Raw genomic sequence first — 17,092 nt, 5'->3', positions numbered from 1 at the left:
GCCGGCATTGGTCGTCAGCGACGCCAGCGCCGTCGTCCCGCCGACCGCACCGCCGAACATTGTCGCGCCGGCGCTGTTCACGGTCAGCCCGAACGCACCATCGAGCGTCGTCGCGAAGCCGACATTGCTGCCGTTCAGGGTGGTCGCGGCGCCGATCGTCACTGCGTCGCCATAAGCCTGCGCGCCGCTGGTGCTGACCAGCCCGCCGTTGATCAGCGTGCTGCCGCCGGCATTGGTGGTGAGCGACGCCAGCGCGGTGGTCCCGCCGACGGCGCCGCCGAAGACGGTCGCGCCGGCACTGTTCACGATCAGCCCGAAGGCGCCGTTGAGCGTCGTCGCGAAGCCGACATTGCTGCCGTTGAGCGTGGTCGCCGCGCCGATCGTCACCGCATCGCCATAGGCCTGCGCACCGCTGGTGCTGACCAGCCCGCCATTGATCAGGGTCGATCCGCCGGCATCGGTCGCCAGCGCGGTCAGTGCGGTACTGCCCCCGACCGCCCCGCCGAAACTGGTGACGCCGCCGGTGTTGACGGTCAGGCTGCGCGCGCCGTTGACCGTGCCGCCGAAGCCGATCACGCCGGCGCCGGTGCTGGCCAGCACCGTATCGGCACCGAGCAGGACCGCATCGCCATAGCTTTGCGCGCCGGTCGTCGTGACCGCACCGCCGTTGATCGCGGTGCTGCCGGCCGCATCGGTGGCCAGCGCGGTCAGCGCGGTGCTGCCGCCGACCGCCCCGCCGAAGCTGGTGACGCCACCGGTGTTGACGGTCAGGCTGCGCGCGCCGTCGATCGTGCTCGCAAAACCGATCGCGCCGCTGCCGGTGCTGGCGAGCGTCGCATTGGCGCCGAGCACGACCGCGTCGCCATAGCTCTGCGCGCCGCTGGTGGTGATCGCGCCGCCGCTGATCGTGGTGGTGCCGGCGGCATCGGTGGTCAGCGACGCCAGCGCGGTGGTGCCGCCGACCACGCCGAGGAACTGGGTGGTGGTCGCGTTGACGCCCAGCGCGAAGGCGCCGTTGACGCTGCTGAGTAAGATCGATCCGCCGGTCAGGCTGGTGTCGGCGCCGAGCACGACCGCGCTGGTGCTGAAATCCTGGGTGCCGGTGGTGCGGACCGATCCGCCGTTGACGAAGCTGGTGCCGCCGCCGGCATTGAGCGAGGCGAGCGCCGTCGTCCCGCCGACCGCGCCGCCGAGCGTCTTGGTCGCGGCGTTGAGGATGAGGGCGAAGCCGCCGTCGATCGTGCTCGCAAAGGCGAGCGCGCCGCTCTGGCTGGACAGCGTGCTGTTGGCGGTGAGCTGGACGGCATCGCCATAATTCTGGTTGCCGCTGGTCGCGATATTGGCGCCGATCGCGGTGGTCCCGCCGGCATCGGTGGTCAGCGAGGCCAGGCGGGTCGTTCCGCCGACCGTGCCATTGAAGCTGGTGGTGCCGCTGTTCACCACCGACAGCGCCTGGGCGCCGTCGAGGGTGGTCGCGAAGCCGATCCCGACCCCGGTCAGCGTCGTCGCCGCACCGAGGGTGACCGCGTCGTTATAGCTCTGCGCCGCCGTCGTCCGGATCGATCCGCCGTTGATCGCGGTGCTGCCGCCGGCATCGGTGGTCAGCGAGGCGAGCGCGGTGGTGCCGCCGACCGCGCCGCCGAAGACGGTCGCGCCGCTGTCGGCCAGGATCAGGCCGAACGCGCCGTCGAGCGTGGTCGCGAAGCTCAGGCCGGCGCCGGTCAGGGTGGTCGCGGCGCCGAGGCTGACCGCGTCGTTGTAGCTTTGCGTGCCCGTCGTGCGGATCGACCCGCCATTGATCGCGGTGGTCCCGCCGGCGTCGGTGGTCAGCGAGGCGAGCGCGGTGGTGCCGCCGACCGCACCGCCGAAGACGGTCGCACCGGCGCTGTTCGCCGTCAGCGCGAAGCCGCCATCGAGCGTGGTCGCGAAGCCGACCGCGCTGCCGGCCAGCGTCGTCGCGGCGCCGATCGTCACCGCATCATTATAGCTCTGGGCGCCGGTCGTGATGACCGAACCGCCATTGATCGCCGTGCTGCCGCCGGCATTGGTCGTCAGCGACGCCAGCGCGGTCGTCCCGCCGACCGCGCCGCCGAAGACGGTCGCGCCGCTGTCGGCGACGGTCAGGCCGAACGCGCCGTCGAGGGTGGTCGCAAAGCCGATCCCGGCGCCGGTCAGGGTCGTCGCCGCACCGAGGGTGACGGCGTCGTTATAGCTCTGCGCAGCCGTCGTGCGGACCGATCCGCCGTTGATCGCGGTCGTGCCGCCGGCATTGGTGGTCAGCGACACCAGCGCGGTCGTCCCGCCGACCGCGCCGCCGAAGCTGGTCGCGCCGCCGGTGTTGACGGTCAGGCCGAAGCCGCCATCGACGCTGTTCGCGAAACCGATCGCGGCATTGCCGCTGCTCGTCAGCGTCGTCGCGGCGCCGATCGTCACCGCATCGCCATAGCTTTGCGCGCCGGTGGTGGTGACCGCGCCGCCATTGATCGCGGTGGTGCCCCCGGCATTGGTGGTCAGCGACGCGAGCGCGGTCGTCCCGCCGACCGTGCCACCCAGGGTGGTGGCGCCGCTGTCGACCAGCGACAGCGCGAACGCGCCGTCGAGCGTTGTCGCGAAGCTCAGGCCGACCCCGGTCAGCGTCGTCGCCGCCCCCAGCGTCACCGCATCGCTATAGCTCTGCGCGCCGGTCGTGCGGATCGATCCGCCGTTGATCGCGGTGCCGCCGCCGGCGTTGGTCGTCAGAGACGCGAGCGCGGTCGTCCCACCGACCGCACCGCCGAAGCTGGTCGCGCCGCCGGTGTTGACCGTCAGCCCGAAGCCGCCATCGACGCTGCTCGCGAAACCGATCGCGGCATTGCCGCTGCTCGCGAGGGTCGCACTGCCGGTCAGCGTCACCGCATCGCCATAGCTCTGCGCACCCGAGGTGGTGACATTGGCGGCAAGCGCGGTGGTGCCGCCGGCATTGGTGGTGAGCGAGGCCAAAGCGGTCGTGCCGCCGACCGCCGCCCCGAAGACGGTCGCGCCGCCGGTGTTGACGGTCAGTCCGAAGCCGCCATTGACGGTGCCCGCGAAACCGACCGCGGCATTGCCGCTGCTCGTCAGCGTCGTCGCGGCGCCGATCGTCACCGCATCGCCATAGCTTTGCGCGCCGGTGGTGGTGATCGCGCCGCCATTGATCGCGGTGGTCCCGCCGGCATTGGTCGTCAGCGAGGCCAAAGCGGTCGTGCCGCCGACCGCACCCGCGAAGCTGGTCGCGCCGCTGTCGACCAGCGACAGCGCGAAGGCGCCGTCGAGCGTGCTGCCGAAGCCCAGCCCAGCCCCGGTCAGCATCGTCGCCGCGCCCAGCGTCACCGCGTCGTTATAGCTCTGCGCGCCGGTGGTGGTGACCGCGCCGCCATTGATCGCGGTGGTGCCCCCGGCATCGGTGGTCAGCGACGCCAAGGCGGTGGTGCCGCCGACCGCGCCGGTGAAGCTGGTCGCGCCGGTCGTGTTCACCGTCAACCCGAAGCCGCCGTCGACGGTGCTGCCGAACCCGATCGCCGCATTGCCGGTGCTCGCGAGGGTCGCGTTGCCGGTCAGCGTCACCGCATCGCCATAGCTCTGCGCAGCCGTCGTGGTGACATTGGCGGCGAGCGCGGTGGTACCGCCGGCATTTGTGGTCAGCGAGGTCAGCGCGGTGGTACCGCCGACGGCGGCCCCGAAGCTGGTCGCCCCCGCGGTGTTGACGGTCAGCCCGAAACCGCCATTGACGGTGCCGGTGAAGCCGATCGCGCCACTGCCGCTGCTCGCCAGCGTCGTCGTCGCGCCGATCGTCACCGCATCGCCATAGCTCTGCGCGCCGGTGGTGCTGATCGCGCCACCGTTGATCGCGGTGGTGCCCCCGGCATTGGTGGTCAGCGAGGCCAAAGCGGTCGTGCCGCCGACCGCACCACCCAGCGTGGTCGTCCCGCTGTCGACCAGCGACAGCGCGAAACCGCCGTCGAGCGTGCTCGCGAAGCCCAGCCCGACCCCGGTCAGCGTCGTCGCCGCACCGATCGTCACCGCGTCGTTATAGCTTTGCGCGCCGGTCGTGCGGATCGCCCCCCCATTGATCGCGGTGGTCCCGCCGGCATTGGTGGTCAGCGACGCCAAAGCGGTCGTGCCGCCGACGGCGGCGCCGAAGCTGGTCGCGCCGGTGGTGTTGACGGTCAGCCCGAAGCCCCCAGGAGTACTGGCATCGATCGTCGTGGTGAAGGCGAAGTCCGAATTGCCGGTGCTGGTCAGCGTGGTCGCAGCGGCCAGGGTGATGGCGTCGGCGTAGCTCTGCGCACCGCTGGTCGAGATCGTCCCGGCCAGGGTGGTCGTCCCGCCGGCGTCGGTGGTGATCGAGGCGAGCCCGGTCGCGCCGGTGATGCTGCTGTCGCCCTGGGTATTGAGCGCCAGGGTGAAGGCGCCGCTGGTGCCGCCGGCCAGCGACAATGCGCCGCTGCCCGTGCTCGCCAGGGTCGTGTTCGCACCGAGCGTCACCGCGTCGGCATAGCTCTGCGCGCCGGTGGTGGTCACCGCGCCGCCGTTGATCGCGGTCGTGCCGCCGGCGTTGGTCGTCAGCGACGCCAGCGCGGTGGTGCCACCGACCGCACCGCCGAGCGTGGTGGTGCCGCTGTCGACCAGCGACAGCGCGAACGCGCCGTCGATCGTGCTCGCGAAGCCCAGCCCGACCCCGGTCAGCGTCGTCGCCGCGCCGATCGTCACTGCGTCATTATAGCTTTGCGCCCCGGTCGTGCGGATCGACCCGCCATTGATCGCGGTGCTGCCGCCGGCATCGGTGGTCAGCGACGCCAGTGCAGTGGTGCCGCCGACCGCGCCGCCGAAGCTGGTCGCGCCGCCGGTGTTGACGGTCAGCCCGAAGCCGCCATTGACGGTGCCCGCGAAGCCGATCGCGGCATTGCCGCTGCTCGCCAGCGTGGTCGCCGCGCCGATGGTGACCGCGTCATTGTAGCTCTGCGCGCCGGTCGTCGTGACCGCGCCGCCATTGATCGCGGTCGTACCACCGCTGTTGGTGGTCAGCGACGCCAGCGCGGTCGTCCCGCCGACCGCGCCGCCGAAGATGGTCGCGCCGCTGTCGGCGACGGTCAGGCCGAAGGCACCGTCGAGGGTGGTCGCAAAGCCGATCCCGGCGCCGGTCAGCGTCGTCGCCGCGCCCAGGGTCACGGCATCGTTGTAGCTCTGCGTACCAGTCGTAGTGACCGCACCGCCGTTGATCGCGGTCGTCCCGCCGGCATTGGTGGTCAGCGATGCGAGCGCCGTGGTGCCGCCGACCGCGCCGCCGAAGCTGGTCGCGCCGGTGGTGTTGACGGTCAACCCGAAGCCGCCGTCGACCGTGCTGCCGAAGCCGATCGCGGCGTTGCCGGTGCTGGCGAGGGTCGCAGCGCCGGTCAGCGTCACCGCATCGCCATAGCTCTGCGCAGCCGTCGTGGTGACATTGCCCGCCAGCGAGGTCGATCCGCCCGTATCGGTCGTCAGCGAGGTCAGCGCGGTGGTGCCGCCGACCGCGCCGCCGAAGCTGGTCGCACCGCCGGTGTTGACGGTCAGCCCGAAGCCGCCATTGACGGTGCCCGCGAACCCGATCGCGCCACTGCCGCTGCTCGCCAGCGTGGTGGCGGCGCCGATGGTGACCGCGTCGCCATAGCTTTGCGCGCCGGTCGTCGAGATCGCGCCGCCATTGATCGTGGTCGTCCCGCCGGCATTGGTCGTCAGCGACGCCAGCGCGGTCGTCCCGCCGACCGCGCCGCCCAGCGTGGTCGTGCCGCTGTCGACCAGCGACAGCGCGAACGCGCCGTCGAGGGTGCTCGCGAAGCTCAGCCCGACCCCGGTCAGCGTCGTCGCCGCGCCCAGCGTCACCGCGTCGTTATAGCTCTGCGCACCGGTCGTCGTGACCGCACCGCCGTTGATCGCGGTCGTCCCGCCGGCATTGGTGGTGAGCGATGCCAGCGCGGTGGTCCCGCCCACCGCCGCCCCGAAAGTCGTGGCGCCGGTGGTGTTGACGGTCAGCCCGAAGCCGCCATCGATGGTGGTGGTGAAGGCGAAGTCCGAATTGCCGGTGCTGGTGAGCGTGGTGGCGCTCGCCAGGGTGATCGCCTCGGCATAAGTCTGCGCGCCGGTCGTCGAGATCGTGCCGCCCAGCGTCGTCGTGCCGCCGGCATCGGTGGTGATCGAGACGAGCCCGGTCGCGCCGGTGATGCTGCTGTTGCCCTGGGTATTGAGCGCCAGGGTGAAGGCGCCGCTGGTCCCGCCGCCAAGCGACAACGCGCCGCTGCCCGTGCTCGCCAGGGTCGTGTTCGCGCCGAGCGTCACCGCATCGCTGTAGGTCTGCGCGCCGGTCGTCGTGACCGCGCCGCCGTTGATCGCGGTGGTCCCGCCGCTGTTGGTGGTCAGCGACGCCAGCGCGGTGGTGCCGCCGACCGCGCCGCCGAGCGTGGTGGTGCCGCTGTCGACCAGCGACAGCGCGAACGCGCCGTCGAGCGTGCTCGCGAAGCCCAGCCCGACCCCGGTCAGCGTCGTCGCCGCACCGATCGTGACGGCGTCGTTATAGCTTTGCGCGGCCGTCGTGCGGACCGATCCGCCGTTGATCGCGGTGCTGCCGCCGGCATCGGTGGTCAGCGACGCCAGTGCAGTGGTGCCGCCGACCGCGCCGCCGAAGCTGGTCGCGCCGCCGGTGTTGACGGTCAGCCCGAAGCCGCCATTGACGGTGCCCGCGAAGCCGATCGCGGCATTGCCGCTGCTCGCCAGCGTGGTCGCCGCGCCGATGGTGACCGCGTCATTGTAGGTCTGCGCGCCGGTGGTGGTGACCGCGCCGCCATTGATCGCGGTGGTCCCGCCGGCATTGGTGGTGAGCGACGCCAGCGCCGAGGTCCCACCGACCGCGCCGCCGAGCGTGGTGGTGCCGCTGTCGACCAGCGACAGCGCGAACGCGCCGTCGAGCGTGCTCGCGAAGCTCAGGCCGACCCCGGTCAGCGTCGTCGCCGCGCCGAGCGTGACGGCATCGTTGTAGCTCTGCGCGCCGGTGGTGGTGACCGCGCCGCCGTTGATCGCGGTGGTGCCCCCGGCATTGGTCGTCAGCGACGCGAGCGCCGTGGTCCCACCGACCGCACCGCCGAAGCTGGTCGCCCCGCCGGTGTTGACCGTCAGGCCGAAGCCGCCGTCGACGGTGCTGCCGAATCCGATCGCGGCATTGCCGCTGCTCGCGAGGGTCGCAGCGCCGGTCAGCGTCACCGCATCGCCATAGCTTTGCGCGCCACTGGTGGTGACGTTGCCGGCGAGCGAGGTCGAGCCGCCGGCATCGGTCGTCAGCGACGCCAGCGCAGTCGTCCCGCCGACCGCCGCGCCGAAGCTGGTCGCCCCGCCGGTGTTGACGGTCAGGCCGAAGCCGCCATTGACGGTGCTCGCAAAGCCGATCGCCGCATTGCCGCTGCTCGCGAGGGTCGTCGCCGCGCCGATGGTGACCGCATCGCCATAGCTCTGCGCGCCGGTGGTGGTGACCGCACCGCCGTTGATCGCGGTGGTCCCGCCGGCATTGGTCGTCAGCGATGCCAGTGCCGAGGTCCCGCCGACCGCGCCGCCCAGCGTCGTCGTGCCGCTATCGACCAGCGACAGCGCGAAGCCGCCGTCGAGCGTGCTACCGAAGCCCAGCCCAGCCCCGGTCAGGGTCGTCGCCGCGCCCAGCGTCACCGCATCATTATAGCTCTGCGCGCCGGTGGTCGTGACCGCGCCGCCGTTGATCGCGGTGGTCCCGCCGGCATCGGTCGTCAGCGACGCCAGCGCGGTCGTCCCGCCCACGGCCGCGCCGAAGCTGGTCGCACCGGTCGTGTTGACGGTCAGCCCGAAGCCGCCATCGATCGTGGTCGTGAAGGCGAAGTCCGAATTGCCGGTGCTGGTGAGCGTGGTGGCGCTCGCCAGGGTGATCGCCTCGGCATAGCTCTGCGCACCGGTCGTCGAGATCGTCCCGCCCAGCGTCGTCGTGCCGCCGGCATCGGTGGTGATCGAGGCGAGTCCGGTCGCCCCGTTGATGCTCGAATTGCCCTGGGTGTTGAGCGCCAAAGTGAAGGCGCCGCTGGTGCCGGCACCGAGCGACAAGGCGCCGCTGCCCGTGCTCGCCAGCGTCGTGTTCGCGCCGAGCGTCACTGCGTCGCTGTAGGTCTGCGCGCCGGTGGTGGTGACCGCGCCGCCGTTGATGGCGGTGGTCCCGCCGGCATTGGTGGTGAGCGAGGCGAGCGCGGTGGTGCCGCCGACCGCGCCGCCCAGCGTGGTGGTGCCGCTGTCGACCAGCGACAGCGCGAAGGCGCCGTCGAGGGTGCTCGCGAAGCTCAGCCCTGCCCCGGTCAGCGTCGCCGCAGCACCCAGCGTCACCGCATCATTGTAGCTCTGCGCGCCGGTGGTGCGGATCGACCCGCCGTTGATCGCCGTGGTCCCGCCGGCATCGGTCGTCAGCGAAGCGAGCGCGGTCGTCCCGCCGACCGCTGCGCCGAACGTCGTGGCGCCGGTGGTGTTGACGGTCAGGCCGAAGCCGCCATCGATCGTCGTGGTGAAAGCGAAGTCCGAATTGCCGGTGCTGGTCAGCGTGGTCGCGCTCGCCAGGGTGATCGCCTCAGCATAAGTCTGCGCGCCGGTCGTCGAGATCGTGCCGCCGAGGGTCGTCGTGCCGCCGGCATCGGTGGTGATCGATGTCAGCCCGGTCGCGCCGGTGATGCTGCTGTTGCCCTGCGTATTGAGCGCCAAAGTGAACGCGCCGCTGGTGCCGCCGCCGAGCGACAGCGCGCCGCTGCCCGTGCTCGCCAGGGTGGTGTTCGCGCCGAGCGCCACTGCGTCGGCATAGCTCTGCGCACCGGTGGTGGTGATCGCGCCGCCATCGATCGCGGTGCTGCCGCCGGCGTTGGTCGTCAGCGACGCGAGCGCGGTCGTCCCGCCGACCGCGGCTGCGAAACTGGTCGCGCCGGTGGTGTTGACGGTCAACCCGAAGCCGCCATCGACCGTGCTCGCGAAACCGATCGCGGCATTGCCGCTGCTGGCGAGGGTCGCATTGCCGGTCAGCGTCACCGCATCGCCATAGCTCTGCGCGCCGCTGGTGGTGACGTTGCCCGCCAGCGAGGTGGTGCCGCCCGCGTCGGTGGTGAGCGACGCGAGCGCGGTGGTGCCGCCGACCGCGCCGCCGAAGCTGGTGGCGCCGCCGGTGTTCACGGTCAGCCCGAAGCCGCCATTGACGGTGCTACCGAAACCGATCGCGGCGTTGCCGCTGCTCGCCACCGTGGTGGCGGCGCCGATGGTGACCGCGTCGCCATAGCTCTGCGCGCCGGTCGTCGTGACCGCGCCGCCGTTGATCGCGGTGCTGCCGCCGGCATCGGTGGTCAGCGACGCCAGTGCCGTGGTGCCGCCGACCGCTCCGCCCAGCGTGGTCGCACCGCTGTCGACCAGCGACAGCGCGAAGCCGCCGTCGAGCGTGTTCGCGAAGCTGAGGCCCACACCGGTCAGCGTCGTCGCCGCGCCCAGCGTCACCGCGTCGTTGTAGCTCTGCGCGCCGGTGGTGGTGACCGCGCCGCCATTGATCGCGGTGGTCCCGCCGCTATTGGTCGTCAGCGAGGCCAGCGCGGTGGTGCCGCCGATCGCCGCGCCGAAACTGGTCGCGCCGGTGGTGTTGACGGTCAGCCCGAAGCCGCCATCGATCGTCGTGGTGAAGGCGAAATCCGAATTGCCGCTGCTGGTCAGCGCCGCATTGCCGGTCAGGGTGATCGCGTCGCCATAGGTCTGCGCACCCGTGGTGCGGATATTGCCGCCGATCGACGTACCGCCGCCGGCATCGGTGGTCAGTGAGGTCAATGCGGTGGTGCCGCCGACCGCTCCGCCGAAGCTGGTGGTGCCCCCGGTGTTGACCGCGAGCGTGCGTCCGCCGTTGATCGTGCCGCCGAAACCGATCGCGCCGCTGCCGGTGCTGGTCAGCGTGGTGTTCGCGGCGAGCGCGACATTGTCGTTGTAGGTCTGCGCGCCGGTGGTGGTGATCGCGCTGGTGTTGATCGTGGTGGTGCCGGCGGCGTTGGTGGTGATCGAGGTCAGCGCGGTGGTGCCGCCGACCACGCCGACGAACTGGGTGGTGGCGGCGTTGACGGTGAGCGCGAACGCGCCGTTGGTCGTGGAGACCGCCACGGCGTTGCCCGCCAGCGTGGCATCGGCGCCGAGCACGGTCGCGGTGGTGCTGATGTCGAGCGTGCCGGTGACGGTGATCGCCCCGCCATCGATATGGACGACGCCGCTGCCGCCATTGCCGTTGAGACTGGCGAGCGCGGTGGTGCCGCCGACCACGCCGCCGAAGGTCTTGGTGCCGGTGGTGCTGGTCGACAGGCTGAAACCGCCGTCGATCGTCGAGACGAAGTTCAGCGCGCCGCCGCCGCTGCTGCTGACCGTGGTGGCCGCCGCCAGCGTCACCGCATCGTTGTAGGTCTGCGCGCCGCTGGCGCCGATCGTGCCGCTCAGCGTCGAGGTGCCGCCGGCATCGGTGGTGATCGACGCCAGCCCGGTCGCGCCGGCGATCCGGGTGTCGCCCTGGGTGTTCGCGGTCAGCGCGAAGGCGCCGCTGGTGCCCGCGCCCAGCGTGATATTGCCGCTGCCGGTGCTCGCCAGGGTGGTGGCCGCCTGCAGCACGACCGCGTCGTTATAGGTCTGCGCGCCGGTGGTGGTCACCGCGCCGCCGCCGATCCGGGTCGAGCCGCCGGCATTGGTGGTCAGTGATGCCAGCGCGGTCGTCCCGCCGACCGCGCCGCTGAAGGTGGTGATGCCGCTGTTGTTGACGGTCAGCCCATAAGCGCCGTTGAGCGTGTTCGCGAAGCTGATTCCGACCCCGGCCAAGGTCGCGTTGGCGCCGAGCGTGGTTGCGCTGTTGTAGCTCTGCGCCGCGGTGGTGGTGATCGCACCGCCATTAATCGCGATGCTGCCGTTCGCAGTGGCGCTGAGCGAGGTCAGCGCGGTGGTGCCGCCGACCACGCCGCCGAAGGTCGTGCCACCACTGCTGCTGGTGGTCAGCGCGGCACCGCCGTCGATCGCCGAAAAACCGAGACTGCTGGTGCTGCTGGTGAAATCGCTGGCCGCGCCGAAACTGATCCCCGCGCCATAGGATTGCGCACCGCTCGACGTCACCGAGATCGTCCGCCCCGCGGACATCGTCCCGGTGGTGGTGACGCTGGCGCTCATCGTGGTCTGCCCGATCAGCACGTCGCGGCCGGCGGCGATGCTCGTCACCGACAGCGCTCCGCTGCGATCGATCGACAGGTCGCCCGCCGCGGCGTTGGTCGCGCTGATCGCGCCGGTCACGTCGGTGTTGCCGGTGCCGGCCAGGGTGATCCCGCCATTGACCGCGGTGATCGATCCCGCAGTCAGCAACCCGCTCGAGGTCAGGCTGACATTGCGGACCGCGCTGAGCGTGCCGGTGGTGAGTTCGTTGTGCGCGGCGGCGGTGATGCTGCCATAGGTGCCGGTCGAGGTCAGCGCGCCGGCGTCGATCGCCGCCTGGCCATTGGTATCGGTGCCGCCGATCGTCACCCCGTTTGTGGTGGTGCCCGCCGACAGCACGATGCCGCGATCGGTCGCAGTGACGGTGGTCGCGGTGATCGTGCCGTTCGCGGTCAGGACCGCGCCGGTGACCGCATCCTGGCTGGCGAAGCCGAGCGTGACATTCTGGCCGCCGACGGTGCCACTGGCGGTGACCGCGCCGGTCACGGTGGTGCCGCGGTCGATCTGGAAGGCCAGCGGGCTGCCCGCACCGGCGGTGACGGTGATGTCGGTGCCGGCGACGAAGGCCGCGTCGGTGCCGGCGCTGACCGTCCCCGCGCTCTGGTTCACGGTCGCACCGAGGAACACCAGCTCGTTGGTGGTGGTGATGGTGCCGCCGCTCATGCTGATCCCGGCGGTGGTCGCGCCGGTGCCGTCGGTGAAATGCAGGGTGCCGGCGGTGAAATCGGCGTTGCTGATCGGCAGCGAGCTGGCGATCAGCGCGCCGACATTGACGTTGGCGCCGGCGCCGAAGGTGATGCCGTTGGTGTTGAGGATATAGACCGAGACGTCGGCCGCCGAGGTCAGCGTGCCGGTGATCGAGCTGCCCGTCCCCGAGGTGTCGCGGTTGAGGACGGCCGCCGCGGCGCCCGAGCCATTGCTGAAATTAACGGTCTTGCCGGTGCCGACATTGAAGCCGCCGCCCCAGTTGATGATCGTGCTGGCATTGTTGAGCCCGACGTCGAGGCTGGTGCCGGTGCCGTCGACGCCCGCCGCGCCGACATTGCTGCCGTCGAGGGTGAAGGTCGGGGTGCCGGCGGCAACCGTCGGCGTGCCGGGCAGGTTCGCGGCGCGCGCCTGCGGCAGCACGACGATCATCCCGCTCATCAGGATCGTCGAGACGACGAGCTTGCGGCGGACGGACGACGACGGGCGGCGGCTCATGGCGATATCTCCGGCGCGGCGCATCAGCGGCTCCCCAGGTTGAATCGGGTGGTCAGCGACAGCAGGAAGCGGTCGGAGGCGTTCTTCGCCCCCGGCAGCAGCAGCGCCGGATCCTTGGGCCGCGCGTAGATCGCCTCGAGCGTCGCGGTGCCCGGCAGCGAGATACGGAAGCCGCCGCCATAGGAGCTGAGATGGCGATCATCCTCGATCGCCGCGGTGTCGCGGTTCCACAGCCAGACATTGTCCCAGAAGCCGAAGCTTTCGACGCGCAGGCTGGTGCTGTCATAGAGGCGGAAACGCGCCTCGCCGCGCAGGCCGATCGCGCGGTCGCCCGAATTGGCGCCGGGATTATAGCCGCGGCCGATCGTCAGATTGCCGATCGAGAACTCGTCGAAGTTGAGCAGCGGCGCGCTCGACCATTGGCCGCGCGCCGAGCCGGCGATGGTGAGCACCGGGGTGATCTGCAGCGAGGTGTCGAGATCGGCCTGGATCACGGTCGCGGTCGCCTTGCCCTCGATCCGCGACGGGGTGTAGCCGCCCGACACCACCCCGGTCTTGGTCGTGCCGAGCATGTCGAGCCCCTTGCGCAGCTCGACCCGCCCGGCGAGGTAGAAGGCGTCGGTGCCGTCGAGCATCGGATCGCGGTGGACCGCGGTCAGTCGCAGAAAGGCGGTGCGCAACCGGTCGCGGTTGAGCGGGCTGCCGCCGCTGGCGCTGCCATAGACGCGGGTGCGCTGCTCGCTCAGGTCGAGGCCGCCGCCGGCGAAGATGCTGTTGCGCACGCTGCGCAGCAGCGGCGCGTTGAGTTCGATCGAAGCGACCGAGGATTCGGCGCGCAGATCGAGCGCGCCGAGATCCGGCCGCGACCAGGCATAGGTGCCCGACAGCGACAGCGTCACCCCGTCATTGCCGATCCCCATCTGGTGGACCGCCTGGAGCACGCGCTGCTCGCGCAGGTCGCCGGTGACCTGGCCGCCGATCGAGGTGACGTCGGACAGGCCGGTCAGCCCGAAATAATCGACCCGCGCATAAGCGGTCTCGCGGCCGAGCTGGCGCGATCCGTAATTCTGGACATTGGCGAGCAGCGCGACCCGGCGCGAGACGATGGTGAGGTCGCCGATCACCGCCCCCGGCGCGGTACCGGCGGGGCGCAGCGTCAGCTGGACGTCGAGCCCGGGAATATCGTCGGCGAGCAGCAGGATGCGCTCGGCGTCGCGCTGGTTGATCGGGTCGAGCGCCTTCAATTGCTCGATGCGCGCGGCCAGCGTCTTGCGATAGGGGCCGACCTCGCCGCGCACCCGCACCTCGACGATGCGCGCGCTGAGCACTTCGAGCTGGAGCTCGCCATTCTCGATCCGCTGCGGCGGGATCTGGACCGAGGCGACATAGCCTTCGCGGCGCAGCGCGGCGGTGGCGCGATCGCGGATGTCGCAGATCACGGTGACCTTCTGCGATCCCTGCGGCGGGGCGGCGGCGATCGGCGCGAGGATCGCGTCGAAGCCGGCGGGCAAGGGCTGGCCACCGGGGCCGACGAACTTGATCGAACCGATCGTGACGGCGATGTCGAAACGGTCGAGCGCGCAGGGGGCGGCGGTGACCTGCTTGCTGTCGACGGTGATCGTCGATTTGGGGGCGACCGCCTCGGGCCGCGGCTGCTCGACCTGCTCGCGCGACGGCAGCGAGTCGGGGGCGCGTGGCGCCTCGGGCAAGCCGGGGGCCTGCTGGGCGAGGGCCGGTACCGTCCACGCGACCGATGCGGTGAGGGTGAAGCCGGCGATAGCGCGGCCGATCAAATGTCTCTTCGCCATGTTCCCCCCAAGGCGTGTCCGTTCGACGGATTCTGCCGGCACGGACAGCACGCCCCCGTCCTGTCTTAACGATTTGGTAGGCCTTTCGACGTTAACGAGTCAAACTGCCGAAATGCCCTTGCCCACCGGACCGGTCATAGGTCCGAAACCCACGGAATTTAGGTTGAATTCGGCGTCTGTCCTGTGACGCCCGTCACGATCGCTGCCCCATTAGGAAACAGCCGCACCGGCTTCGCCCCTCCCCGCCCGAGTCCCTAACCCGCCGATGGCGGGCCTTCGTCCCCCAAATGGGGGGAAAGCCGTGGCGGCTTGCGCTCGGCCGCGCGGCGCGCGAAGCTCGCCTATATTCCAACAGGGGAAGATATATGGGTCGCAGCTTGGGCAAGGTCGCCGTCATCGCATCGCTTCTCGCATCGGCCGCCGCACCCGGCACCGCCTGGGGTGCCCCCGACGCCGCGCTCGAGTCGCGGTTCGATGCGAGCATCAGTGCCGCCGACCAACTCGGCTGGATGAAGGACATGGCGTCGCAGCCCAACCATGTCGGATCGCCGCACGACAAGGCCAATGCCGAGGCGAGCCTCGCCAAGTTCAAGGCGTGGGGCTGGGACGCGAAGATCGAAACGTTCGAGGTGCTTTATCCGACCCCGATCAGCACCACCGTCGAGCTGATCGCGCCGACCCCGGTCAAGCTCGGCGGCCAGGAACCGCCGGTCGAGGGCGACGCGACCTCGTCGAACACCAAGGATGCGCTTCCCCCTTATGTCGCCTTCCAGGGCGACGGCGACGTCACCGCCGACGTCGTTTATGTCAATTATGGCCTGCCCGAGGATTATGACGCGCTCGAACGGCGCGGGGTCAGCGTCAAGGGCAAGATCGCGCTCGCGCGCTACGGCGCCGGCTGGCGCGGGCTGAAGCCCAAGCTCGCCCAGGAACATGGCGCGGTCGGCTGCATCATCTATTCGGACCCGTCGGGCGACGGCTATGCCGTCAACGACCCCTATCCCAAGGGCGGCGCGCGGCCCGATTTCGGCGTCCAGCGCGGATCGGTCGCCGACATGACCGTCTATCCCGGCGACCCGACCACCCCGGGGGTCGGATCGAAGGGCAACGTCAAGCGGCTGTCGCGCGCCGAGGCGCCGACGATCCTCAAGATCCCGACGCTGCCGATGTCCTATGGCGATGCGTCGAAGATCCTCGCCGCGCTCGACGGCCCGGTCGCCCCGCCCAAATTCCGCGGCGCGCTGCCGGTCACCTATCATCTCGGCGGCGGCGGGACGGTGAAGCTCCACCTCGCGGTCAAGTCCGACTGGTCGCTCAAGACCGTCTACGACGTGATCGCGACGATCAAGGGCAGTGTCTATCCCGACGAATGGGTGATCCGCGGCAACCATCATGACGGCTGGGTGTTCGGCGCCTCCGATCCGCTGTCGGGCAATGTCGCGATGCTGTCCGAGGCCAAGGCGATCGGCGAACTGGTCAAGGGCGGCTGGCAGCCGAAGCGGACGATCGTCTACACGAGCTGGGACGCCGAGGAGCCGATGCTGCTGGGATCGACCGAATGGGCCGAACAGCACGCCGCCGAACTCCAGAAGAAGGCGATCATCTACATCAATTCCGACGTCAACGGCCGCGGCACGTTCAGCGCCGAGGGCAGCCATGATTGGCAGCATTTCGTCAACAGCGTCGCCGCCGACGTCACCGATCCCGAGACGAAAGCCAGCGTCGCCGAACGGATGCGCGCCGAGATCAAGGCCGACGCCTATGACAAGAGCGGCAATGTCGGCGAAGCCGCGCTCAAGGCCGCCGAGGCCGGCGGCGACGTGCCCATCGGCGCGCTTGGATCGGGATCGGACTATTCGGCCTATCTCCAGCATCTGGGGCTGCCCGCGCTCAACATCGGCTATGGCGGCGAGGGCCAGTCGGACGGCACCTATCATTCGATCTACGACAGCTTCGACCATGTGACCAAATATGACGACCCGGGCCTAGTCTATGGCGCGCTGCTGGCGAAGACCGCGGGCCGGATGGTGCTGCGGATCGCCGACGCCGACACCCCGCCGCAGCGCTTCGGCGATTTCGCGACGACGGTCGCGCGCTATCTCGACGAGGTCCGCAAGCTCGCCGACGACCGGCGCGCGCAGGACGAGAAGCTCGGCAAGCTCGTCAAGGACGGCAGCTTCACGATCGCGACCGACCCGACCCGCCCGGTCGCGCCGCCGCGGGTCGAGGCGGCGACGCCGTTCATCGAGCTCGCCCCGCTCGCCAACGCGGTCGACCGGCTGAAGGTGGCGGCGGCCGCCTATGACGCGGTCTATGCGGCGCGCGGCGCGGCGCTCGCCCCGGCGTCGCGCGCGAAGCTCAACGCGCTGCTCCAGGACATCGACCAGTTGCTGCTGTCGGACAAGGGACTGCCCGGCCGCCCCTGGTACCGCCACATGATCTACGCGCCGGGCCGCTTCACCGGCTATGGCGCCAAGACCCTGCCGGGGGTGCGCGAGGCGATCGAGGAACGGCGCTTCGACGATGCCAACGCCTATGCGAAGATCGTCGCCGAGGTGCTCGACGCTTATGCGAAGCGGCTCGACCAGGCGCGCGCGGTGCTGGGTGGCTGAGGTTTCGCGGGCACCGTCCGCGAGGTCGGTCCATGTCCCCCAAGCCGTCGCCCCAGCGCAGGCTGGGCCCATGGCTGGTGCCTTTTTCGGCGTCATCACGGACCGAGAGAGACATGGATGCCAGCCTGCGCTGGCATGACGGGATGGGGCGGGCCCATGAGCCCAGGATCGCCTCTCCCAAATTCTATCGCCTCATGTGGGGATACATCGTCTCATCGC

3 protein-coding genes are annotated in these 17,092 nt (G+C 70.6%); 1 reads left to right on the top strand and 2 read right to left on the bottom strand.

What is annotated here, in order from left to right:
- Positions 1 to 12,453: filamentous hemagglutinin N-terminal domain-containing protein (locus tag AC1RM6_RS13520; RefSeq protein ID WP_493101988.1), on the bottom strand; the 12,453-nt coding region annotated here is incomplete at its 3' end.
- 23 nt (positions 12,454 to 12,476) lie between these two features.
- Positions 12,477 to 14,261 (bottom strand): ShlB/FhaC/HecB family hemolysin secretion/activation protein, encoded by a 1,785-nt coding sequence (locus tag AC1RM6_RS13515; protein WP_493101986.1) that lies wholly within the window; start codon positions 14,259 to 14,261, stop codon positions 12,477 to 12,479.
- A 365-nt stretch (positions 14,262 to 14,626) separates the two neighbouring features.
- Between AC1RM6_RS13515 and AC1RM6_RS13510 the strand changes: the two genes are divergently transcribed.
- Positions 14,627 to 16,873 carry a transferrin receptor-like dimerization domain-containing protein gene (locus AC1RM6_RS13510; protein WP_493101984.1) on the top strand — a complete coding sequence of 749 codons (2,247 nt, stop codon included), beginning with the start codon at positions 14,627 to 14,629 and terminating at the stop codon, positions 16,871 to 16,873.
- Positions 16,874 to 17,092 lie beyond the last annotated feature (219 nt).

It is taken from the genome of Rhizorhabdus sp. GW822-FHT03C02 (genome assembly GCF_058801765.1).
The sequence above is the reverse complement of the archived record's forward strand: the minus strand, read 5'-3'. Positions and strand labels throughout refer to the sequence as shown.

Bases quoted from the DNA above. Each gene is read 5' to 3' on its own strand.
- AC1RM6_RS13515 (WP_493101986.1), bottom strand. From the start codon at position 14,261: ATGGCGAAGAGACATTTGATCGGCCGCGCTATCGCCGGCTTCACCCTC.
- AC1RM6_RS13510 (WP_493101984.1), top strand. From the start codon at position 14,627: ATGGGTCGCAGCTTGGGCAAGGTCGCCGTCATCGCATCGCTTCTCGCA.